Annotated in this window: 15 protein-coding genes and 6 pseudogenes; 11 read left to right on the top strand and 10 right to left on the bottom strand. The window is 66.0% G+C overall.

Annotated features, from left to right (window positions below):
- Window positions 1–850 precede the first annotated feature (850 nt).
- Window positions 851–1,603, top strand: a pseudogene (locus tag OG780_RS43375) (UvrD-helicase domain-containing protein); the annotation flags it as partial.
- Between the two features lie 501 nt (window positions 1,604–2,104).
- Here the strand turns inward: OG780_RS43375 and OG780_RS43370 are convergent.
- The 3 genes and pseudogenes from OG780_RS43370 to OG780_RS43360 form a co-directional block, all read right to left on the bottom strand.
- Window positions 2,105–2,927: pseudogene (locus OG780_RS43370) on the bottom strand (IS5 family transposase); the annotation flags it as partial.
- Window positions 2,928–3,165: 238 nt separating this feature from the next.
- On the bottom strand, window positions 3,166–4,611 hold the full coding sequence (locus OG780_RS43365) for an NF041680 family putative transposase (RefSeq protein ID WP_328443500.1): 1,446 nt from the start codon (window positions 4,609–4,611) through the stop codon (window positions 3,166–3,168).
- A gap of 287 nt (window positions 4,612–4,898) precedes the next feature.
- Window positions 4,899–5,609 (bottom strand): DUF4232 domain-containing protein, encoded by a 711-nt coding sequence (locus tag OG780_RS43360; RefSeq protein WP_328457776.1) that lies wholly within the window; start codon window positions 5,607–5,609, stop codon window positions 4,899–4,901.
- Window positions 5,610–5,944: 335 nt separating this feature from the next.
- Between OG780_RS43360 and OG780_RS43355 the strand changes: the two genes are divergently transcribed.
- The 4 genes and pseudogenes from OG780_RS43355 to OG780_RS43340 all read left to right on the top strand — a co-directional run bounded on the left by OG780_RS43355 (window position 5,945) and on the right by OG780_RS43340 (window position 9,187).
- Complete coding sequence (locus tag OG780_RS43355) at window positions 5,945–6,154, top strand: hypothetical protein (RefSeq protein WP_328457774.1); 210 nt, start codon at window positions 5,945–5,947, stop codon at window positions 6,152–6,154.
- Between the two features lie 35 nt (window positions 6,155–6,189).
- Window positions 6,190–6,476, top strand: a pseudogene (locus OG780_RS43350) (transposase); the annotation flags it as partial.
- 357 nt (window positions 6,477–6,833) lie between these two features.
- Window positions 6,834–7,904, top strand: coding sequence for an IS110 family transposase (locus OG780_RS43345; protein WP_328457772.1), 1,071 nt, complete (start codon window positions 6,834–6,836; stop codon window positions 7,902–7,904).
- A gap of 185 nt (window positions 7,905–8,089) precedes the next feature.
- Window positions 8,090–9,187 (top strand): IS110 family transposase, encoded by a 1,098-nt coding sequence (locus OG780_RS43340; RefSeq protein WP_328457770.1) that lies wholly within the window; start codon window positions 8,090–8,092, stop codon window positions 9,185–9,187.
- Window positions 9,188–9,396: 209 nt separating this feature from the next.
- On the opposite strand, the gene OG780_RS43335 is transcribed toward OG780_RS43340, so the two are convergent.
- Window positions 9,397–10,647: an IS701 family transposase gene (locus OG780_RS43335; RefSeq protein WP_328448233.1), complete on the bottom strand. Its 1,251-nt coding sequence runs from the start codon at window positions 10,645–10,647 to the stop codon at window positions 9,397–9,399.
- Window positions 10,648–11,122: 475 nt separating this feature from the next.
- On the opposite strand from OG780_RS43335, the gene OG780_RS43330 reads away from it, so the two are divergent.
- The 3 genes and pseudogenes from OG780_RS43330 to OG780_RS43320 all read left to right on the top strand — a co-directional run.
- A complete protein-coding gene (locus OG780_RS43330) occupies window positions 11,123–12,202 on the top strand; it encodes a hypothetical protein (RefSeq protein WP_328457768.1) in 1,080 nt (359 codons plus the stop codon).
- 583 nt (window positions 12,203–12,785) lie between these two features.
- A protein-coding gene (locus OG780_RS43325) for an IS5 family transposase (RefSeq protein WP_328456333.1) occupies window positions 12,786–13,603 on the top strand; the annotation gives its coding sequence in 2 pieces (ribosomal slippage) (window positions 12,786–13,134 and window positions 13,134–13,603; 819 coding nt in all).
- Window positions 13,604–13,613: 10 nt separating this feature from the next.
- A pseudogene (locus OG780_RS43320) lies at window positions 13,614–13,823 on the top strand (threonine dehydratase); the annotation flags it as partial.
- A gap of 82 nt (window positions 13,824–13,905) precedes the next feature.
- On the opposite strand, the gene OG780_RS43315 reads toward OG780_RS43320, so the two are convergent.
- From OG780_RS43315 to OG780_RS43300, 4 genes and pseudogenes are all read right to left on the bottom strand, one after another.
- A complete protein-coding gene (locus OG780_RS43315; RefSeq protein WP_328457766.1) occupies window positions 13,906–14,661 on the bottom strand; it encodes an isocitrate lyase/PEP mutase family protein in 756 nt (251 codons plus the stop codon).
- Window positions 14,662–14,668: 7 nt separating this feature from the next.
- Window positions 14,669–15,481: an SDR family NAD(P)-dependent oxidoreductase gene (locus OG780_RS43310; protein WP_328457764.1), complete on the bottom strand. Its 813-nt coding sequence runs from the start codon at window positions 15,479–15,481 to the stop codon at window positions 14,669–14,671.
- A 132-nt stretch (window positions 15,482–15,613) separates the two neighbouring features.
- Window positions 15,614–15,943 (bottom strand): annotated as a pseudogene (locus OG780_RS43305) (ArsR/SmtB family transcription factor); the annotation flags it as partial.
- A complete protein-coding gene (locus OG780_RS43300; RefSeq protein WP_328457761.1) occupies window positions 15,940–16,374 on the bottom strand; it encodes an SRPBCC domain-containing protein in 435 nt (144 codons plus the stop codon). The gene OG780_RS43300 and the pseudogene OG780_RS43305, both read right to left, overlap by 4 nt.
- Before the next feature lie 357 nt (window positions 16,375–16,731).
- Between OG780_RS43300 and OG780_RS43295 the strand changes: the two are divergent.
- The 3 genes and pseudogenes from OG780_RS43295 to OG780_RS43285 form a co-directional block, all read left to right on the top strand.
- Window positions 16,732–17,049 (top strand): annotated as a pseudogene (locus OG780_RS43295) (SMI1/KNR4 family protein); the annotation flags it as partial.
- Between the two features lie 205 nt (window positions 17,050–17,254).
- Window positions 17,255–17,599, top strand: a complete 345-nt coding sequence (locus OG780_RS43290) for a hypothetical protein (RefSeq protein ID WP_328458795.1) — start codon at window positions 17,255–17,257, stop codon at window positions 17,597–17,599.
- A gap of 250 nt (window positions 17,600–17,849) precedes the next feature.
- Window positions 17,850–20,432, top strand: a complete 2,583-nt coding sequence (locus OG780_RS43285) for a hypothetical protein (RefSeq protein WP_328457759.1) — start codon at window positions 17,850–17,852, stop codon at window positions 20,430–20,432.
- Between the two features lie 166 nt (window positions 20,433–20,598).
- Here OG780_RS43285 and OG780_RS43280 read toward each other — a convergent pair whose 3' ends face one another.
- Both OG780_RS43280 and OG780_RS43275 read right to left on the bottom strand, forming a co-directional pair.
- Window positions 20,599–20,805, bottom strand: a complete 207-nt coding sequence (locus OG780_RS43280) for a DUF6417 family protein (protein ID WP_328457757.1) — start codon at window positions 20,803–20,805, stop codon at window positions 20,599–20,601.
- 246 nt (window positions 20,806–21,051) lie between these two features.
- Window positions 21,052–22,485, bottom strand: a complete 1,434-nt coding sequence (locus tag OG780_RS43275) for a tetratricopeptide repeat protein (protein ID WP_328457755.1) — start codon at window positions 22,483–22,485, stop codon at window positions 21,052–21,054.
- Window positions 22,486–22,583 lie beyond the last annotated feature (98 nt).

The following is a 22,583-nucleotide window of genomic DNA, read 5'->3' as shown; positions in this document are numbered from 1 at the left end:
GGGCCGACGGCGGCCGTCGGGTGCGGTGTCCGCAGCGAAGTCGACGATCCGGGGGCCAGCCCCAGCCCCGCGTGGTGTCACGACCAGGCAGGGGACGCCGAGCGCGATCGGAACCCACCACTCGATGGCCGTCCCCTTCCGCCCGATCAGCCCGCAGCTGGAGGCGATACGCCCCAACTCGCGTTCCATACCCGCAGTCTGATCGATGCTTGCGCTCTCAACCCCCGCCGTGCCGCCCAGCCACCGGCAGCTACCTCGCGACATCGCCTGCCCCCGGCGGCCCCGTCTTGCGGATTTCCTGCTGGTCCACTACTGATCCGGTCGGTGAGGGCGACGAGCGCCGCCTCGTCCAAGTGGTGAGCCTCCTCTCCCATGCTGCGTGGCCGTCGGCTGATCCGCCGGGCGCTGGCCGACGGGCCCGACTATCCCTGGCAGACCACCGGTCAGTCCCCGGAGGCAAAGCAGTTTTCCTGGCGATGGAGAAGGAGATGGGCGTCGCGCTTCCCGAGTACGGCGGGGGGTGCGAGCGTCTCTCCTCGCTGCCGGGCTACCGGCCGCACCCGCCGGGGCGCTGCCCTCGGCCGATCCTCGAGCGGGGTATCTGAGCTATCGCTACTGGGCAGCGGTGAATTCTTCGGCGAATGCGGCGACTTCCTTCCCCTCTACGGGCCACAGGCCATCCTTGAGCCGCCGTCGTCGGGCTCTCTATGAGCGGATAGCGCCAAGAAGCCGAGCCGAGATTCGAGAACAAGCCGCCTGTGCGAATCTTCTCCCCGCCGTGTCAGTGCCGTCTGTCACGCTCCGGTCGAGGCCCTTATTCGGCCAGAGCACACAGCCCCACACCGGATGAATGGAGACGTGCGCGGTGCCCACGTTGATCCCAACCCCTGAACAGCGCGACGCTGTTACAGCCTTCACGACGGGGAAGAACCTCGTCCTCCAGGCCGGGGCTGGCACAGGCAAGACATCCACTCTCGAACTCCTTGCGGCCGCGGACACCCACCGCCGCGGTCTCTACGTCGCCTTCAACCGGGCCATCAAAGAAGCCGCAGCCCGCCGTTTTCCCCATCGCGTCAAGTGCAGCACCGGGCATGGCCTGGCCTACGCTGCCGTCGGGCACCGCTACCGGCACCGGTTCGGCGGTGCTCGCATCCCCGCGTGGAAGACAGCCGACCTTCTGGGCCTGAAGCAGAAGCTCACCGTCAACCAGCGGGTCTTCGAGCACACCAGCCTCGCCTACATCGCCAAGCAGACCGTCCTGCTGTTTTGCCAGTCCGCCGACAAAGAACTCGAGCCCAAGCACGTGCCCGTCCAGCGCGGCGCCGAGGACTTCGCCATCCACCGCGTCCTGGCCACCACGGTTCTGCCCTACGCCCAGCGCGTGTGGAACGATGTCAAGGACCCTCGCGGCGACAAACTCAAAGTTGAACACGACCACTACGTCAAGGTGTGGCAGCTCAACGATCACCACATCGCTTCCGACTACATCCTGCTCGACGAAGCCCAGGACACCAATCCAGCCATCGAATACGTCCTCAACCTCCAACGCGGCCACGCCCAACTCGTTCTCGTCGGTGACAGCGCGCAGCAGATCTACGGCTGGCGCGGAGCCCGCGACATCATGACGGGATTCGACGGTGCCCACCTGACCCTCACCCAGTCCTTCCGCTTCGGCCCCGCCCTGGCAGCCGAAGCCAACCGGTGGCTCGCTCTCACCCGCTCACCCCTACGCCTGAGTGGCCATCAGTCCACCACGACGCGTCCTGAGCCCGTCGAGCACCCTGACGCAGTACTGTGCCGCACCAACGGCGGAGCCATGGCCGAAGTTCTCCACCAGATCGACGCTGGACGACGTGTCGCCATGGCCGGCGGCGGAGGAGCGCTACGCAGCCTGGCGGCGGCCGCCCAGGACTTGAAGAACGGCCGGGGCACGCGCCACCACGAACTCTTCCTCTTCCGTACCTGGGGCGAGGTCCAGGACTACGCCGAAAACGACCCTGCCGGCGCGGACCTCCTGCCCTGGGTGGAGCTCGTCGACGACCTCGGCCCGGAAGCAGTCCTGGCCGCCGTCGACCAGCTGGGCTCCGAAGAGGCCTGTGACGTCACGCCAGGAGATGGCGTTCTCGCTGGTAAGGCGGCGGGCCATGAGGTCGGTCATGGCGATGTGGATCATGGCTTCGGAGCGGACGGACAGGGTCTCGTAGTCGCGGGCCAGTCGGCGGTGGAGCATGAGCCAGCCGTAGGTCCGCTCGACTGCCCAGCGTTTCGGGATCGGGGTGAATCCCCTGGTCCCGGACTTGCGTTGAGTGATTTCCATGTCAATGCCCAGCGTGGCCGCGTGCTCAACGAGGTGCTGACGATAACCGCCGTCGACCCACGCCTTGCGGATACCTGGGTGGTCGGCGGCCACCTGGTCCAGGAGCTGAGTGCCGGCCACGGAGTCCTGCACGCTGGCCGCCGTGACCAGCACCGCGAGCAGGAGGCCGATCGTGTCGATGACGATGCTCCGCTTCCGCCCGACGATCTTCTTCCCGGCGTCGGTCCCCTGACTGGAGGCCGGGACGCTGGTGGAAGTTTTGACGCTCTGCGCGTCGATCACGCAGGCCGAGGGTTCGGCGATCCGCCCTTTTTTCTGCCGCAGTAGTTGCCTGAGCAGGCCGTTGAGCTGAGCGAACACGCCGTCTGTCTCGCCCACTTGGCGAAGTAGCCGTAGACCGTGTTCCAGTGCGGGAAGTCGTGCGGAAGGTAACGCCACTGGACGCCGGTGCGGTCCACATACAAGATCGCGTTCATGATCTCGCGCAGTTCGTGTTCGGGCGGTCCAAGGCCCTGCCGCGACGCTCGAAGCGCCACGCGGACAGCACCGGCTCGATCAACTCCCAGCGGGCATCGGACAGATCACTCGGATACGGGCGTCGCGTCGGCATGCTTCCGGCGTATCGCCGCCTATCGAGTGCGCCCAGGCGCAAAGCAGCGGCGACAGAAGCACACGGCGACGAAGACCGGGCGTCTTGGGATGAGACAGGAACAAGCCACCTCTCACCCCGCCCAGCTCGCATGCCCCGCGCACACCTGCTACCTCTTCGGCACCGCAATCCCACATTGCAAGAATCGGCCCATATCAAGGCAGTACAGGTGAAAACGACCTCTCAGCTTGTTCTTTATCTACCAAGATCTTCCAGGTTTGCCGATGGCCTTGAGAGTCTCGGGACGTTTGGCGGTTTTGCCGACGTCGTAGCGGGTGGCGGGCCGCCGGTTCTTCGAGCCGGGAGGGCGTCCGGGTCCGGTTCCGGTTGGTTGAGGAACATGGGCGGGGCAGTGCAGGTGTGCGCGGATGTTCCTGAACCCCCGGCGGACCCGGGCTGGGGTGAGGTGTTCGGGCTTGGCCGGTTTTTCCCAGGGCCGGCGGAGTTCGATGGCGAGAGGTCGGGCGAGGCGGAGCTGGGTGTGGGCGACGACCAGGAGCCAGGTCCAGCGGTCCGCGGCTTGGGGAGTACGGACCTTCGGGGTGGTCCATCCGAGTGTCTGCTTTCCGAACCTGAAGGTGTGCTCCAGATCGAATCTCCTGAGGAACACCTGCCACCACAGGTCCACGTCCTCCGGGACGGCGCCGGTCTTCGAGGACCACAACCACACCGGCGGAGCCTGGCGGTCCTTGGATAGGTGCTCGACCTTGAGGCGGACCAAGGTGCCCTCAACGACGGGGAGTTCACCGTCGTGCTCCAGCCAGGCCGAACGGTGAGTCAGCCGTGGGTGGACCCGATCCCAGGCCTGGGCCTCTGCCTTGCCGTAGTTGATGGTGTCGGTGGCCGTCACGACGGCCGGTTCGGGCCAGGTCTCGGGCTGGGTGAAGCGGAACTCGGGCCCGTGCTTGGGCGGGCGCCCGCCCCTCGGGGCATAGACACGGGGCGGTTTCGGCAGGCGCATCACCCGGTCACTGCGGATCCGGCCGACCAGCTCGACGGGCAGGTCCCGCAGCACCCAGGCCAGACGGGTGACGTCGTAGCCGGCGTCCATGACGATCGTGATGTCCGGGTCTCCGGTCTGCCACTGGCCTGCCGCGACGAGCCGCTCGACCACGGCTTTCAACTGGGCGGCGGTGACTGCGGTCGCATCATCGGCGGGGCCGAGCCGGACCACGTCCAGGATCGCGGTCCATGACGTGGCCCCGGGTTCCAGGACGGCGACGAAGGAGTACGGCCAGCCCGGGATGAACTGTGACGCCGACTTCGCCCGCCCATAGACGTGACAGAACAGCCTGTCCGCCGAGCATGGCGCATCCGACCGCAGCCAGGGCGACACATCAACCGCCAGCACCAGACGCCTCGCTTCGAACCGGGGCAACCGCAGCCCGGCCAGCACAGTTCGCAGCCGCTCAACATCGATGCGGCCGCGGTTGAGGGCTCCGTACATCGCTCCGTGCCCACGGCGATGCTCGGGCACCAGCGTCAGGTCCACCGGCGAGACAACCGGCCCATCGACACACAGCACCGCGTCGGTCAGTTCGAACAGTTCATCGCCCCGCGCGGTCAAACACTCGTAGAAGTCGGCCCGGAAGCATGACGCTTCCACGAACGCTTCCCGCCGGACACGGCGATGCAGCACACTCATGACAACAGCCTTCGGTTGATCCCGTATCTCTGTGACGGAGCACAGGATCAAGCGAAGGCTGTTGTCATGTCTGGCAAATGCCCAGGTGAACAGCCTAGTTCGAGGCGCATTTCGACACCGCTAGATAAAGAACAAGCTGAGCGTTGCAATTGGCCGGTTGAGCGTGTGGGTCCGCAGGGCGGCCTCCGGTGATCTCGCCGAGTCACCGGTCCGCTGGCCGCCCGGGAGCCTTGCGAGTCGCCGGCCGTGGACGTGCGGGAAGGCGGTGACACGTCACCATCGGACCGTCAGAAGTCGTACGGCTTCTTGGCGTTCCAGTTCAGCACGTCGGCCTCGTTCCAGGTGAACTTCTGGTTCTGCCCCTTGCTGACTACGGAGTAGAAGGGCCCGGGGCGACCGTCCTCGCCGCGCAGCGCGAAGGCGAGTGACTGCGCCGTGTGGTTCTTGGAGCCGTACTCGAAGAGGTTCACCGCGCTGTATACCTTGCCTCCGGGCTGGAGCGTGATGTGCTTGTCGCCGCCCGGGGCGTCCTTCTTGGAGTGCGGCAACGCGACGTTGTCGGTGTTCCAGTCGAGTACCACGGCCGGGTAGGAGGTGACCCAGCAGGGCTTGGTGCCCTCGTTCACCGCAGTGAGCAGCAGGTGGTCGCCCTGCTGGCCGGCGAACCGGTGCACCGCGGTGACCAGCATCTCGTCTCCGCGGCACTGCTGGGCGCCGGCCGTTGTGCTCTTGCTCGCGATCTCCTGCGCCCCGCCCGCGGCGGTCGCCGAGGGCGCCCCTTCCTTGGTGTCACCACTGCTGTTGGCCTGCGCCGCGCCGCCCTTGGCGTCCCCGTCGGATACGGACCGGCTCTGGGCGGTCCCCGCACCGGGGTCGCGGCCCGCCGCCTTCGAGCCGCCGTCGGCGCCGCCACAGGCGGTCAGGCCCAGCGCCAGCGCGGCGGTGACGGTGGCCAGAGCGGCGGTACGGGCGGTACGGCGGGCACGGTACGTGGTCATGATGAAAGCTCCCCCATGATCTGTCAGGACACGGCACCTTCCCTTGCTTTCGCAGGGCGGCCGGCCGCATCGGCTGTTTCGCTACACCCCATGAGATGACGCCGGGACAAGCATTGTTCACCCGGTTCTGTCCGCATTCGGTAACAAGACAACTGGGCCCAGACATACCGGTGTTCACGCCGTGCCCGTCAGTGGTGCAGCGCCTTCGGCTGCTGCGGCACAGAGCAGAGCTACCAGGCGCCCCCGCCCATCCGCGAAACGGTTCACCAGCGGTCCACCGCGCACGTGACCCCCGCGACACCCAGACCGCTGCCGGGCGCGGCCACGTCTTCGGCGTGACCGAGGGGCCTGGATGCAGGACCGTCCTGGCGTTCATGCCCAACCAGCCCGAGGAAAGCGTCGGCACGCTGGCCCGGGTCCGTACCAGCGAAGGCCCGGACGGCGACGTCGACTTCGAGCGGAGCGCGGAACGACAGATGAGGCTGTGGGCCGAAGCCGGGGAGAACCTCCTGCGTGAGGATGATCCTTTGGAGTGGACACCCTGACAATGGATCTTGATGGTCCAGGGAGGGATGTCCAGGTGGGACGCCAGTCTCCGTATCCGGAGGAGTTCAGGAAGGACGCTGTTGCGCTCTACCGCGCCGCGGCAGGCCAGCGGACGTACGCGGCGGTGGCCGCGGATCTCGGCATCACCGCCGAGTCCCTGCGGACATGGGTCCGCAAGGATGAGGCCCAGGCCGCGCCCGCAGGCCGCGACGTCGGCATCAGCGAGGCGGAGGAGCTGGCCCGGCTGCGGGCCGAGAATGCCCGGCTGCTGAAGGCGGAGAAGGCGTGGCAGCTGGAACGCGAGATCCTGCGCCGGGCAGCCTCCTATGGGGCGCCCAATACAGCGCGTCCGCCTTCGCCGACGTCTGCCGCCGGCACGGTATCCGCCGCAGCATGGGCCGGGTCGGCTCGAGCTACGACTGTCAGTCTTTTCGCACCGGATCCCGCAAGGATTGGGTAGCCCCGGCTGAGGCGGTCTGACTCTTGCTTATGACTGACCCCGTGAGTGTCCTGGCGTTGATCTGTCGACCGCCCGGCCGGGCACGCAGCAAGCGCTGCCGCCGGACGGACGTGACCTGATAAGAGCCTGGAGCCGACTCGCCAAAGCGTCCCCGTGACAGTCCTGTCCGTCCGGCCGGCGACAGCGTGAACCCCACGCTACCGACCGGAAGGAACTCCGTGCAGACCAGCGAGCAACCCAGGTCCGGACACGTCGTGATCGGCGTCGACACGCACAAGCACGTGCACGTCGCAGCGGTGATGGACACCATCGGCGGAATCCTGGCCACCCTCACGATTCCCACCGACACCGGCGGTTTCCAGCAGCTGGCGGACTGGGCTGCCTCGTTCGGCACCATCCTGGCCTTCGGGATCGAGGGCACCGGCTCCTACGGCGCCACGTTGACCTCATTCCTGCGCAGGGCCGGTCACAAGGTGGTCGAGGCCGGGCGTCCGGACCGGCGGCTGCGGCGTATGAACGGAAAGTCCGACACCCTGGACGCCGAGAACGCCGCCCGCGCCATGCTGGCCGGGTTCGCGACGGCCACGCCGAAGACCGCCGACGGTGAGGCCGAGATGATTCGCCAGCTCAAGATCGCTCATGACCAGGCCGTCGAGCAGCGTGCCTCGGCAATGGTCACGATGAAGGCGATACTCGTTCACGCCCCCGATGCCCTGCGCCGGGAGACCGCCGGGAAGACCCAGATCAGTCTGGCGCGGCAGCTGGCGGTTCTGCGTCCTCGCCGTCTGGAGGAACCCGAAGACGCCCTTCGTCACACCCTGCGGACGCTCGCCAAGCGGTGGCAGTACCTGGACGCCGAGGCCAAGGAACTGACGAAGATGATCGGCGGCCTGGTCCAACGAGTCGCCCCGCAGCTGCTCGAGCCCTTCGGTATCGGCGTGGACACCGCCGCGGAGATCCTCGTCGTGACCGGCGACAACCCCGAGCGGATCAAGTCCGAAGCCGCTCTCGCCAAGCTGGCCGGCATCGCTCCGGTGCCCACCGGCTCGGGCATGACCAGCGGCAGGCATCGCATCAACCACGGCGGCCACCGCCAGTTGAACGCCGCGATCTACCGAACTGTCATCGTCCGAATGCGGTTCCACCAGCCCACGATCGACTACGTCGCCCGCCGCACCGCTGAGGGCAAGACGAAACGCGAGATCATCAGATGCCTCAAGCGCTACGTCATCCGCGAGGTCTACCACCTGCTTCGGCCGGCCCCACGAAGGGCCTCCGCGGCAAGTTGACAACTATAGGAGCGTCTGTCATGTCCTGAGTCTTGATCTGTCGGCCACTGTCCGAGACGGCACTCGCTGTCGTCGGACCGGCGGGTGTGTCCCGATAGGGGCCTCGCGACAGGCACCGTCACAGTCCCTGACCACCCTGCCGGCCCGGCAACAGCCACCAACTCCGGTTCGATGGCAGGAGACCGATGACCAGTACCAACACGACCCAGCCGATCCGTTTTCAGGACTGCCAGCGTGAGGTCGTCCTGGGTGTCGACACCCACAAGGACACCCACGTGGCAGCCGTGATCTCGACAACGGGCAAGCTGATCGGCTCCCGGAGCTTTCCTGCCACGGCCGATGGCTACCAGCAACTGCTGGACTGGGCCCGTTCATCAGGTCTGGTCAGCCGCGCCGGCGTCGAGTGCACCGGCTCCTACGGAGCCGCGCTGAGCCGATTTCTGCGCACCAACGAGCTGACCGTCATCGAGGTGAACCAGCCGGACAAGGCAACACGCCGCCGTCGCGGCAAGACCGACACCATTGATGCCGAAGCTGCAGCTCACGCCGTGCTGTCCGGCCGAGCCACTGCGACGGCCAAGCTCGCCGACGGTCCCGTTGAAGCTCTCCGGCTGTTCAAGATGGCCAAGGTTTCCGCGGTCAAAGCTCGTACCCAGGCTGTCAATCAGCTCAGGGCCGTACTCGTGACGGCCAGTCCAGAGCTGCGAGAGCCCCTCGACGGGCTGACCATTCCCAAACTGGTCCGAGCCTGCAAGTCACTGCACAGGTCTACGGCCGGCACCGCCACGGCTGCCGCGGTCTTCACCCTGCGGTTGCTCGCCCGTAGAGTCGAGGAACTCGACGATGAGATCGCCGCTCTCAAGCAGCAGATCACCGACATGATTCGGCAGCACGTCCCGCCGCTGCTTGACTGCTACGGCGTAGGCCCGGATACCGCCGCAGCACTGCTCATCGCCACAGGCGACAATCCCGAACGACTCCACAGCGAGGCTTCGTTCGCCTCGCTCTGCGGGGTGAGCCCGGTCGAAGCCTCCTCCGGCAAGACACAGCGCAGAAGGCTCAACCGAGGCGGTGACCGTCAGGCCAATTCGGCTCTCTACACGATCGTCCTTGCTCGACTCCGCTGGGAGACACGCAGCCGCAGCTACGTCGAGCGACGCGTCGCCGAAGGCAAAACCCGACGCGAAGCCATCCGATGCCTGAAACGCTATGTCGCCCGAGAGCTCTACACGACCATCATCCGAGCCCACGCTCGGCCCCGCGACCAGGCCCTCGCAGCTTGACATCCATAGGGGCATCAAGACCGCCACCTCCTACGAAGCAGCGGTCAGTCTCGCGTCATTCCTGCTATGGGCAAGATCCGTTTGAAGACGGATCCTAGTAGGGCTTGGTCAGGTTCGTATGGGTGTGGGTATGTCTTGGTGGCAGGTGGGGCAGGCGCCGGTCCAGGTGGCGAGGAGTGTCTGCAGTTCGCGGACGATCCGGTAGAGGCTCAGGACTGCACCACGTCTTTTGGGTCTCGTGCCAGTCGTTGCAGGGTGCAGAAGGCGTGGGCGGCGGAGACGAGGGTGACGTGATGATGCCAGCCGCCCCAGGTGCGGCCCTCGAAGTGGGCCAGCCCCAGGGCCTGTTTCATCTCGCGGTAGTCGTGTTCGATGCGCCAGCGGAGCTTGGCCAGCCGCACCAGCGTGGCCAGGGGCATCCCGGAGGGCAGGCTGGACAGCCAGAACTGCACCGGTTCGGGTTCGGTGGCGGGCCACTCGGCCAGCAGCCAGCGTTCGGGCAGCTCAGGACCGTCGTTGGCCTGCCGGACCCCGCGTCCGGCCGGGCGGATGCGCAGGGCCACGAACCGCGAGTACATACGCTTGAAGCCGCTGATCCCCTTGCCCGGCCGGGAGCCTTCCCGCCAGGACACCGGCCGTGTCGCCGCCCGCCCGGCCGCGATGACCAGGTCCTTCACGGTCTGCGCGGGCTCGGGATACTGCAGTTTCGGTGGCCGGCCGCTGCCCGCGTAGACAGGCTGGACGGGCCGGGCGGCGGCCGGATGAGCGGTGTGACGGGAGGAAATGCCCACCGCATAGGGCAGGTTGCGTTCCTCCAGGCCGTGACGGAACGCGGCGGCGTCACCGTAGCCGGCGTCCGCGACGACCAGGGGAATATCGATGCCCCAGGACCGCGTCTCGTCGATCATGTCCAGGGCCAGCTGCCACTTCTCCACATGCCCCACCTGGTCGGGGATGCCACAACGAGTGCGGCGGGCGACCTTGTCCGCATCCGCCTCCGGGGAGGCGGGATCCCAGGACGCGGGCAGGAACAGCCGCCAGTTCACCGCGGCCGAGGCATGTTCACGGGCCAGGTGCAGCGACACCCCGACCTGGCATTTGGTGACCTTGCCCGCGGTGCCGGTGTACTGCCGCGACACACACGCCGAGGCATCCCCGTCCTTCAAAAAGCCGGTGTCGTCGACGATCAGCGCTTCCGCCCCGATCTCCTCGTGCATCCTCCAGGCCAGCCGGGCCCGCACATGCGCCGGATCCCACGGACTGGAAGTGATGAAATGCGCCAGCGCCTGCCGGTTGCCGTCCTCACCCAGACGGGCCGCCATCGGCTCCACCGATTTACGCCGCCCCTCCAGCAGCAGTCCCCGTACATACGCCTGCCCCCACCGCCGCTGATCCGCGCGGAAGAACCCGTCGAACAACCCCGCCGCGAACGCCTCCAGGTCCTCCCGGACCTCAGCCATCTCCCCAGGTGTCACACCACGTCAACGACGCTCACACACCAGCAGACACTCCACTCACGGGTGAAGATGACCAAGCCCTACTAGTTCAAGGCGGCTCGCTCCACTCCCCGCGCGCGGCCCGACCCCCGGTCGGGCCTGCGCTCCTGCCTTCGTCCCGCTCCAACCCGGCCGCCGCCCGTACCGCACAGATAGCAATCTCGACCTGCAGCAGCAGCTCGCTTTCTTGCCCCAGCCCTTTACGTGCCAGTTCCCGTCGGCGTGCAGACCAGAGAAGGCCGAGGGAAAATGGCAGCAGAAGCAGCCTGGAAGCTGAATCAACAGCGACCTTGAGGTAGGCGCCATGGGGAGCCAAAGGAATCATAATCGATCACATCATAAAGTGTCACTTAAGAGGCGGATAGCCCTCTTCATGATATCCGAGGCGCGATGGCGTTATGCCACTTGGCCCACCGTGGAACAAGCGTACGATCAAGGCGTGAAAGAGGGCGATCGTCGGCTGTTTCGCAAATACTGCTACCTCGCAGCAAGGGAGAACCGAAAAGAAGGGGCGAGGGGGTTTGTTATCGCACCTTTCTTGATTCTACCCGGTATCGGATTGACGCTCACCCCATTCGCTCTAGCCGACATCACCTCTGCCGCGGCATGGGTTCAGGCAATAGTCATCACACCCAGCATTTGTATACTTTACCAATATCTACGCCTACTCATTTTCAGAAAAAGGCGATCTCCCCTTTTCGCACTTTCACTTACACTTGCGGCAACGGGTGCCATTATCGGCTTAACTCAGGGGAAATTTTACCCTCACGCTGCCCCGGAATGCGGGGTGGCGGAGGCCGTTTCCTTTGCTTGCATTTTCTGCCTAACGACAATAATCTCACTGTCGATGACATTCGCGGTGACCATGCGCACGATATCCGCGGTACTGGACTTCTCCCGACTCCACTACTATCCAGACGTCGTCCTCTTTGCTGAACTCCAGCTACTTACCCACATGTTGACGGGCCATAGTGACTCCCTGCGCTCCCTGGATGCTCGCCGGGAGATGATTGAGCGTCTCCATCGGGCTGCCGAATGCCTGGAGCACGGGATACCCAAAATCCTTGATATGAAAGATTCGCCCTATAGGGAGCGACTACAGCAACAGGTATCCCTTTCTGCTTGCAGACTGAGAAGCGCAGAGCTTTTGCTCGCACTCCCCGACGACTCAACCCGAGAGGCCCTGCTGCGTGAATTCGCCGGAGCTATAGTCCCGGTGATTCGAAGGCAGTACGGAGAAATTCCAATTGGACACGCGAGCGAGAGTGGAAAGAAATCCGTCAAGAACACCGCAGTTACCTATACAGGCAAAGCACTATCTGGACTAGTGCCGATTGGCATGCTCTGGGCCTTGCATCTATCCGACGTAAGCGTCAGCGGCACATTTTCCAACGCGCTATACATCTTGGCATTCGGATGGGCCGTGATCACTTTCGTTTCAATGCTGGATCCTCTTTACGCGGGGCGAGTGCAAGCACTCAAAGACGTAGTTGGTAGCATATCCAGTATCAAGAAGTAGGTTCAGGTCGAAATGTTTCTTATGCTCTCGCCGTAAAGCGGGATCCCCTAATGGGCCGTTGACAACAAAGCCCCGTTCGGACTCGAACACCATTCCGGCGCAATTCAGCCCAGCAACCACCGCCAAGAAGCCCGCGCTGAGGGCTCGACCGCCGTTGCCAAGCCCCGGTCGTCGGGGCTTGCTCGTCTCGACGGCAGCGTGGCTGAGGCTAGCGGGGGTGCAGCGGGGCATACGCGTGCGTGGTCGGTCAGCGCACCCGCCGTCGTGGCTCACTGTCTTCGGCTGAGGTTCAGGCGGCGCGCATCGAGAGTGCTGGCCGTCAGTCGCGCGGCAAAGCTGGGCCGTCTCTGGGCCGTCCAAGGGTGCTCAACAGCGGCCAATGACGACCAACAAACGACGGCCAGACGCACAAGCCCACCGCCCCTGAGCTGGGAAGAAGCAGGTCGTCAAGATCTCCGACAAGACCCAGGGCAAGAAGAAGTAGCTCGGTCGCATCGGGCTCGCGGTCGTGAGGCTTCGACCCTGGAACCGCAGCAGGTGGTTTAGACCGTGTCCTACGTGGGGTTCGGTCGTTGGGTCTGTCATGGGGCGGGGTACGTGGAGTTGGATTGTTCCGGACGGGCTGTGGGAGATCGCGGAGCCGCTGATCCCGCCGTCGAAGATGCGGCCGCAGGGTGGCGGGACGCAGGACACACCTGATGAGACGCTGTTCGCCGCGATCATCTACGTGCTGGTCAGCGGATGCGCCTGGCGGGCACTGCCGCCGTGTTTCGGGATATCGAAGTCGACGGCCCACCGCAGGTTCCTGATCTGGTCAAGAGCCGGTGTCTGGGGCCGACTGCACGAAGAGATCCTGCACCGCCTGAACGACGCCGGCCTGCTCGACCTGTCCCGCGCCGTCCTCGACTCCGCCCACGTCCGGGCTAAAAAAGGGGCGAACTCACAGGTCCGAGCCCCGTGGACCGGGGCAAGCCGGGTTCCAAGATGCACGTCCTGTCGGACGCAAACGGACTGCCCCTCCTCGTCGGCCTCTCGGCAGCGAACACCCACGACAGCCAAGCACTGAAGCCCATGATCACGGGTCACCAAACGAGACACGACCCCCACAACGGCCGCTACTTCAAGCCGCAACGCCTGCATGCCGACAAGGCCTACGACGTCCCTCACCTGCGAAAATGGTTGTGGGGCAGGCGTATTGGCGTCCGCATTGCACGCAAGGGAGTCGAGTCCAGCGAACGGCTCGGTCGCCGAAGGTGGGTGATCGAACGGACCATGTCCTGGCTGTCGGGCTACCGCAGACTCAGCCCCCGCTACGAACGCCATCCTCGCAACTACCTGGCCTTTCTCGGACTCGCCGCGGCCATCTGCTGCTACAAGCGACTCCTCAAGCTGACCACGTAGGACACGGTCTAAGGAGGCTTCGATCATCGCCGGCATGAGGTTGCTGTTCGACCACGCCGGCCTCGTGGTCGAACCCTCGGCGGCACTGGGCGTCGCGGCGATCCTCGAAGACCGTGACCGGTTCGCCGGTTGCCATGTAGTCACCATCGTCTGCGGAAGCAATGTCGACGTTGACACCTATCAACGCTGGGTCGGTGGGACGTCCGTCCACAGATCCTGACCATCGCTCCGAGGCACACGGCCGCCAACATCCGCAGGGGTGGTGACCTGCACCAGCCTGCGACGGTCGAGTGGTCCTACTTTCATGTCTCGAGGAGGGGCTGGAGGTCGGTGTGCAGGTGATCGAGTGCGCTGCGGTACAGCTGGGGCCCGACGGAGACCCGGGCCACGCCGATGGCACTGAGTTCCTCCAGCGACCCACGCTCGAGCGGAAAGCCGGCGTTCACCGGTGCGCCGACCTCTGCGACGATGGCCCGGAGGTCGTCCAGACCGGCTCCGGGAGGGAACACACAATCAGCGCCGGCCGACCAGTACGCCTCGGCCCTGCTGATCGCATCGGCACGCTTTCGGTTCTCGGCCAGAGGTGAGGTGGGGAAGAAGGAGTCGATCCGGGCGTTGATGACGAGCGGCACTCCGATACGGTCGGCGGCCGCGCGCATCCGGGCGATGTAGGCGGCGCGGACATCGACGTCGATCAGGCCTCCGTCGGCGTGATCACTGTCCTCGATGTTGCAGCCGGCGACTCCGATCCCCCGCAGCAGTTCGACCAGTTCCTCCGGCGCCATCCCGTAACCGGCCTCGGCGTCGACGGTGACCGGCACGTCGACGGAGGCCGCGATGCGTCGGGCGACGAACATCATCTCCTCCCTCGGAGCACCCTCACCGTCGTCGTAGCCCAGAGCGGCGGCGATCGCGTTGCTGGCGGTCGCGACCACCGGGAAGCCCGCCTTGACGACGGCGCGGGCGCTGCCCACGTCCCAGGTGTTCGGCAGCACCAGCGGAGCGCCCGGGATATGCAGGGACCTAAGCAGCCTGGCCTTGTCGGCTTGATCGGACATGACGGGCTCAGTCGACCAGCGCGCCGGCGGAGAGATTGGCGACGGTGCCGGTCATGGCTCCCGCTCGATCCGACGCCAGGAACGCGGCTGTCTCTGCGATTTCCGACAGCATAGGAAGCCTCTTCAGGAGCGTCCCTTGCACCATCCCCCCGCCTTCGAGCATCTCCTGGACCGACTGCCCGCCCGCTGCCGCCATCTGCTGGAAGAGGTCCTTGGTGTACGAACCCGCTGCCGGTGCATCGACGACAGCGTGTGGACGGATGCAGACCACCCGGATGTTGTCGGGTGCCAGCTCCGCGGCCAGAACCCGCGAGAAGGCCTCCTTGCCGGCCGCACTCACGCTGTGTCCCAGGATGCCGCCCACAGCCAGTTTGGAACCCGGCTCGGACAACGTCAGGATGACGCCAGGACGCTCGCGGCCCATGTGGCGCGCCACAGCCTTGCTTGTGATGAACAGCGTCTGCAGGAAGCCGTCGATGGGCCGCATGAACTCCTCGAGCGAGAGATCCGCCAGCGAAGTCCCCTGGTCGTGCATGACACTCACGGCGCTGAGTGCGACGTCGATGCTGCCGGCCGTCGCCGCGACGTTTTCGGCGTGCTTTTCGACGGCCTGTTGGTCGAAGACGTCGACTTGCGCGGTCTCGACCTTCCCGCCGGTGGCGGCGATGTCGCGCGCCACGGCGTCGAGCTTCTCCTGTGTCCGCCCGGCGATGAAGACCCTTGCACCTTCCCGGGCGAATACCCGTGCGATTGCGCCGCCGATCGCACCCCCGCCTCCGTAGATCACAGCGTTCTTGTCAGCAAGCAGCAATCCACTCATTGTGTCCTCCAAAGGTGATGGGTTCGTTCACAGGTGATGGGTTCATTGCGCGCGACGTAGCCAGGGCGCCGACCTTGATCGAAGGGGTGGGTCAGAGCTCTCTTCCGGGGCCGGACGGTCGTCTCGGTCGTGCTTCTGTCGCTGGATCTGTTCCGCGATGCGCTTGATGCGGTTCAATCGCGCATCCCACGCCCTGCCGACCTCATTCAGTTGGCGGACCGCACGGGCGAGCTGCGCCTCGTCGACTTCGTAGCGCCGCTCGCGGCCCATCGGTGTCGCGTGTACGAGGCCGGCGCGATCGAGGACGCCCAGGTGCTTGGTGACCGCTTGGCGCGTGATCGGGAGACGATCGCTCAGGCTGGTCGGCGTACCGACTCCTTCCGCGAGCAACAGGTCGAGCAGGCGGCGCCTGATCGGGTCGCCTATCGCCGACCAGAGTTCGTCGTCGACGGCGGCGGTCATTGCGCCACCACGGAAGGGGCGTAGCCCTGCAGTTTGGGCAGGAACATGTCCCAACCGCGCTCGTGGTCGTGGAAGGCTTCCTCGAGCGCGGCGGCTTCCCACCCCTTCTCTCGCCAGCCGCTCTCGGTGAGGCGCAGAATCGTGCCGTCACCGGAGGGCTCGAGCTCGATGGTGACCAGGAGGGAGTTGTCGGCAGCGGGCAGTTGCCCATCTTCGGCGACCCAGCGGAAGGCGAACTTGCGCGGCGGATCCACGTCGACGACGACGATCCGCTCCACCGCGGCGCGGTCGCCCCAGACCAGTTCGCCGACTGCGCCCGGCGCGGGATCGAACGACGCGTCGTCGGACCACCACATCTTGATGTGCTCGGGACGACTCACGACATCGAACACGATCTCCGGTGCGGCATCGATCTGGATCTCGCGTTCCAACTTTCCGAACTCCACCACGTACCCCCAATAAGCAACCATCGGTTGCGTATCACCCTAGCCCTCGCACTAGGGATACGCAACCTTGCGTTGCGCAAGGACCGCGAGGTCGGCGCAATAGAGCGCTGACCAGGCGACGGCGGAGTTCGATGTGCAGCGGCGCAGCGCGATGAGCCGCAAGGTCAGAACACGCCGTTCGCTCTCCCTCACCACTCTGCACGGACTGCCGTGAACGGATCCGGACGAACGCTCCACCGCCAGCCTGAAATCTCTTCGATCTCATCGCCGGGGGATGCCTATGCTCCCGCCATGGCCGATGCGAAGCCCAGCGCGGCGAACTGCGACCGGTTGGTCCGACTCGTGCCGCCGCCGGCCGCGCCCGTGGACGCCCATGGGGACTGGATCACCGTCGAGACCGTAATCGGTACCCGGCTGCCGAAAGACTACAAGCGACTTGTCGAAGCCTACGGCTGGGGCGAGTTCTGCGATTTCCTCTACCTCCGGACTCCGTTCGGAACCAACAAGCGCAACGGCATCCAGTGGCAGATTCCCCGCCCCACGGGATCTCCGGAAGGGGACCCTGAGCGCTACCCATATCCACTGCACCCCGCTCCGGGTGGGCTGCTGATCTGGGGCACCACCATGGACGCCGACCGACTGTGCTGGCTCACCGACGGGGTTCCGGAGCAGTGGCCTGTGGTGGTGTGGAGCAGCGAGGGCTGGTACGAGACCCATCGGATGGGCGCGGCCGAGTTTCTCGAGAGCTGGGCCGGCGGACGCGTGAGCTCTGGCTTGCTCGGAAGCATGGAGCCGAACCTGGCGCCGTGGTTCAACGCCTTCCGTACCCGCACCCACCCGGTGCCTGCGGCTGTCCGAAGGCCCCTTGTCCCACCCCGATCGGCTACGGATCCTGCGCGAGACGCTGGCTCCCACCACGGACCGGGGCTCGTGGCGCTCCGAGCACGACGAGGCGAGACAAGACCACTTCGCGATGGTCGATGCCGACTGGCTGCTGACCTACGACGCGTCCTGGCCTCACCAGATCCGAATCAACTTCCCACCCGAGGACAGCAAACAGGTTCGCCGGCGTCTCGTCGCCGCTGTTCGGCTCATGGGATGTGAGGTACTTCGGATAACGACGGCGGCCGGAACGACCCTGCCGTCCTGGGACGCGGCCACGGACGAGGACGAGGACGAGGACGAGGACGAGGACGAGGACGAGGAGTAACGGGCGAGCCGAGGACTTCGAACGCCGCTGGCGCGCCATCATGGCCCGTGCCGGCGAAATGTAGTCCGGCCAGGTTGGGTTCTGCTTCCCCCTAACGCGCCGCGACGAGTTGCTTTTACCTTCTGGACCAGGGGAAACGATCAGGAAAGCAGCAGGTCAGAGAGCCTTTCCTCTGGCCGTCGGGAACTTTCGCCCCTACGATGCGTGCAGGGGGCAGGGACTGGCGTACCAGGGAAAGGGCACACAGCAAGTGGCGGGGGCGGAACACTCGGTCGAAGCGTTGGTGGAAATCCTTCGCACCGATCGTCAGCAATTGCGGTCGGTGCTCGCCAAGTGCGCAGCCGGGCGGGCGACTTCGAGGGAAAGGCAGGCAATCGGCCATGCGAAGCTGCGTGCGGTCTGCCAGGGGGCGTTGGCGTACTTGCAGGCCAAGACGCAGGGGATGCTGCTGCTCCATGGTGTCGCGGTAGAGAGCAAGGTTGATGAACGCCGCCTTGCCGCCCGTCTGGACGCCTTTCGCAGGCTGAGCGTGGACATCCAGTCTCCGTACACCGTCGATGGGGTGCCCCGACCCCTGCAGCTGTCATTGGAGCAGCGCACGCTTGCGGAACTCGATGGCGCACTGGTCGAGAAGGAACTGGTCAGGGCTCGCCAGGAGCGGGGCTTTGGTGCGGAGGCGTTCGCCCCGGCAACGCAAGATCTGTGGGGGTGGGCCTCGGAGAACGGTTGGGTGAGGAACTCTCTGTCACCCCGAGCGAGCCGCCTGCGCACCATGCCCGAATCGGAGTTCATCGATGAGGTGATGAGGGACGCGGACACTCCGGGTCTCACGATGATGCACCCAGCTGTGGTGCAGCGCAGAGCGGCGGCATCGGGCAGAGCTGGCGAGGTACGCGCCGTTGCCGTCCAGGAGGCGTTCAGCAGGGTCCGCCGTCTGCGCCAGGCTGGAACCTCTGCGCCTGAGTTGTCTGTTGTCGCTGTGCGGCGTGCCGCCGAGGCCTTTGCCCGGGTGGAGGACCGCAGCGCCGAGGCAAGGGTTCGCCACCAGGAGTTCTTGTCGCAGTTCAACGCGTCCGGCACCATGCCGTCAGCTCGGTACCAGCAACTCTGGCATCTGTGTACATCCACTGCTTTTGCCCGGGCGGCGAGCTGCGAAGCCGATCTGTGGCTGCAGATCGGCGCGGCATCGGCAGCGCACCGTATGGCAGCCCGGCATACCGACAGCCCCGGCTCCTGTGGGCAAGAGTGTGTGCTGGCGGTCCTGGACATCCTCACCAGGCCCGTGACCAATCATCCGGCAACGGCAACGGCCCAGCCTGCGGCCGTGCTGCCGTCCCCGGTGCAGGCCCTTGCTGCTGTTACGTCGAAGATTCCTGCATCGCGGCCCCAGCCGCTGGAAGTGATCTCGCCCGAGGCCGAAGAGCGGCTGGTCGTGGTCGCCTGCCAGTATCGCCCGGACTGCGGCGCTGCAGGTGTGGCGTGGGTCAGTGACGGCGGCTTGATCAGCACTCGTATCGAGGCCAGAGCGCACATCGATGCCATGGTCTTGTCGATCGTCGAGGCGGCTACGGCGTTGGCCGGCGAGGGTCCTGTGTTCATCGCCAGTGCGGAGCCGGTGGCGGTCAGCGCCGTGCATCTGGCTCTCAGCACCGGACATCTGCCCACTGATCGTCCCTTCCGGAAGATCTCCGCCACTACACGTGAACGACTTGCCGCTCTTGTCGCGTCCGGACCAGGCATCCGAGTGGCGCACGCCTCTTCTCGGTGGAGGGAGGAGCGGAAGCAGGCTCGCAGCGCTGCACTCCGCGAGCTGCCACCGGTACAGCCGGCCAAGGGCGCCAAGGCCTCCGGAGCGGATCCCTTGGCACTTCTTGGCGCCGACGCCGACCTGGGGCGGCCCTTCGGACTGAGTCTTAAGGACCGTCAGATCACTTGGTCCCAGCCGGTGACCAGAGCGCACCTGACCGAGGGATGGGTACCGCTGCCCGGACACGACGGTGGCGTCCTTCGTGGGCTGACGTCTTTCCCGGACGCGATTCACCTGAGAGTCCGCTACGACGGCTTCGTGGGACGAAGCATCCCCGCGCGGCAGCAGGTCCGCCTGAAGACCCAGGCGGGTGACCGCCGGATCACCGGTATCTCCTGGCCGGCCCATCTCAAGCCCGGGACGCTCTTGTTTTGCACCTGGCGGCGAGGTGGCCGGGAACTGGATTTCGCTACAAGGGTCTTGCAACGTCAGATCAGCGCGGATGGCAATCTGCTCACCCACGAGTACGACCTGCGGGTACTCACCCGTGACGGCCTTGGCGCCGTGGGCATGGACGCACTGCCGCACAAGCACCTGGTGATCCGCACCTTGAGAGGGCTCGGCTACCTCGATGAATACGGCCGGGCGCTGCTGGCCGAGGAAGACCTGATCTGGAACGTTCTCGAAGAGGCCAAGGCGCAGCGGCACCCAGTGACTCGGCCGGAGGTGGGCCAGGCGATCCGGGAGCTCCTGGACAGCGGTCGGCTGACCACAGTCCAGGGCAGCCGCAGCCGCATCGGGCACCTGATGTATCCGGCGCGCTCAGGCGACCCGAAGGTGGCCCTGCTCTGCTGGACACCGACCGCGCCCAGACCGCAGCACAACGAAACCCCGGCAGCGCGGGGCAAGCTGCCGGTTCACCTGATGCACAAGCAAGATGTCAGGGGGCATCTGAGGAGAATCGACGGCGTCCCCTCCGACGACGCCGCCGACGCCTTCCGTAGCGACCGTGAACTCACCCGACTCGTCGGCAGTAAAAACCTGCCTCGAGGCATGACCTACGTCCGTCGCCATGACCGGGGATAGCAAGAGTCCGGCCCGCGCCCTTGGACCTACCAATGATCCAAAAATGGAACTCAGCTTAATTTTGCCGAAGGCTGCGGCAGCGTGACGAAGCCAGCGACCAAAGAGAGCGCCACAGTCGCCCCGGGCGCCCGGTGTGCAGAGTCCGTGTGCCGCGGCGGCGTGGTGGTCAGTTCTCGGACGGGATCCGTGCGGCGATCTCCCGTGCGAGCCGGTCTGCTTGCGGTGAGAGGGGATGCTCGTCCTGGGCGATCGTCAGCCGGAGGTGGAGCAGGTCGTGTGCTTCCTGCAGTGTCAGCAGGGCCAGTCTCTCGGTGGCGTCGTCCATCGGCGCAAAGTCGATCTCGTCGAGATCGAGGTGGTCGTAGTTGTCCACGCCGAGGCCAACTCCCCTACTGGTGTTCGCGTTACGGGCGGGGGGCTCTGCCTGTGCTCACCCGGGAGCGTCTGCGTTGAGGCAGGCAGAGCCCTTCCGGCAGCCCCTACTCAGTTCAGGTCACGCTCAGTTGGTGCAGGTGTTGATCACTGAGGACAGGGCGGTCTTCTCGGTGTCGGTGGTGGTGAGCTTCCAGCCTGAGCAACTCGCCCAGATGGGTGTCCGGTACTTGACTGGCGGGGTGTGTCATTCCGCGTGCGCGGTATTCGGGGCTGTCCATGGGTCGCCCCACCCGTCGCCGCTATCGGATGGAGCCGTCTCCTTCTGTTCCGTCCGGTCCGTCCAGAAGCGCCGTTCCTCTTTCCGTTGGGCGGCCACGTCGGGGATGACGGCGACAGCTTCGGCGAAGCGTGTCTGCCGGATCAGCAGTTCGGCCAGGTCGGTTGCCGCCTGCTTGCCGGGCAGCGGGCGCAGGCGGGCGATGGCCTGCTCGACGCGGCCGTCCTGAGCGAGCAGCCAGGCGATGGTCAGCTCGCGATCGTCGACCTCGTCGGCCGGTAGTGCCTCGATCTCCGCGATCGCTTCCCGGGCGCGCCCCGCCTCCCCCATCAGCCACCACCGGTTGGACCGGAGCCAGCACTCCTCGTTCTCCGCGAGGAACTCGGGGCTGCGTCTTTGCGTGAGTTCAAGAGCCTTGTCGTGCTGGCCCTGTTCGGCGAGCACGATCAAGGTCGACTGGAGAAGGTTTCCGTCGTAGAGGTCGTCGAACGTATGCTCCACCAACTCGATGGCGTCGTCGAAGCGACCTTGGCGGATGAGCAGTTCCATCAGCGTGTGCTCATACGAGCCCGGATGCTTGGCAGCGATGAGGTCGCGCAGGTATGCCTCCGCTTCGCCGGCTCGGCCCAGGTTCTCCAAGGTCTTTACGTACGGACTCGCGGCGGTGGACTTATGGGTGCCGGTGGCGAGATCGCGCAGTGCCTCGACCCGACCGTGTCGGGCCAGCAGCTCGGCATAGAACTCGACGTTGTTCTGCGGCCCGTACCGGCGTGCGGCCACGTCCGCGCCGAGCAGCGGGATCGCCTCGTCCACGCGGCCGGACCGCTCCAGGACCCGGGCCTGTGCGGGCAGGACCTCCCACAGGTCACCGACGCCGCACTGCCTCGGGTCACGCCGGAACTCCTCGGCGATCGGGGCGAGCACCTCCAGCACCCGCTCGTCGCATCCCTGCCCCTCGGTCATCTCCACCAGGCCGCGCAGCACTCGCCTGTCACGCAGGCACGGAACGAGCACGCCGATCGCGTCGTCCACCCGCCCGGCCCCGACCAACGCCTCGGCGTAGTCCCGCCACACGTCATCGCTCTCCTGCCCCCGCCCGCCGGGGTGCGCCAGCTCCAGCGCCTGTTCTACGCGGTTCCACCGCAGGAGGACATCGGCCCCTGCCCGCACCGCCGGCTGCCAGCCCGACGCCGCGAACGGCTCCACGACCATCCAGGCCCGCCCGAACTCCCCTGCCCTGCACAGCCCCCGCACCGCACCCACAGCGCAGAACCAGTCCTCGCGCTCACGTGCCGTCTCCACCAACACCTCGAGACCGCCGCGTTCCAGGATCTCGTCCACAATCCGCGGCAGGACACCGCCGAGGTTGTTCAACTGCCACTCAAGATCATCAACCTTCACGGGGGCACCCTATGCCTGTCTGAACGACGTCCTGGCCGTCGTGGGCAAGTACAACCCCACAGGTATCCCATCCGCTTCTCGCGGAAATCCCCCTCCAC

The organism is Streptomyces sp. NBC_00386 (genome assembly GCF_036063235.1).
In the GTDB taxonomy this organism is placed as follows: Bacteria; Actinomycetota; Actinomycetes; order Streptomycetales; family Streptomycetaceae; genus Streptomyces.
This window is presented reverse-complemented; position numbering and strand designations above follow the sequence as displayed.

Coding starts and splice junctions, on each gene's coding strand:
- OG780_RS43365 (WP_328443500.1), bottom strand. CDS start 4,611: ATGAGTGTGCTGCATCGCCGTGTCCGGCGGGAAGCGTTCGTGGAAGCG.
- OG780_RS43360 (WP_328457776.1), bottom strand. CDS start 5,609: ATGACCACGTACCGTGCCCGCCGTACCGCCCGTACCGCCGCTCTGGCC.
- OG780_RS43340 (WP_328457770.1), top strand. CDS start 8,090: ATGACCAGTACCAACACGACCCAGCCGATCCGTTTTCAGGACTGCCAG.
- OG780_RS43335 (WP_328448233.1), bottom strand. CDS start 10,647: ATGGCTGAGGTCCGGGAGGACCTGGAGGCGTTCGCGGCGGGGTTGTTC.
- OG780_RS43315 (WP_328457766.1), bottom strand. CDS start 14,661: ATGTCCGATCAAGCCGACAAGGCCAGGCTGCTTAGGTCCCTGCATATC.
- OG780_RS43310 (WP_328457764.1), bottom strand. CDS start 15,481: ATGAGTGGATTGCTGCTTGCTGACAAGAACGCTGTGATCTACGGAGGC.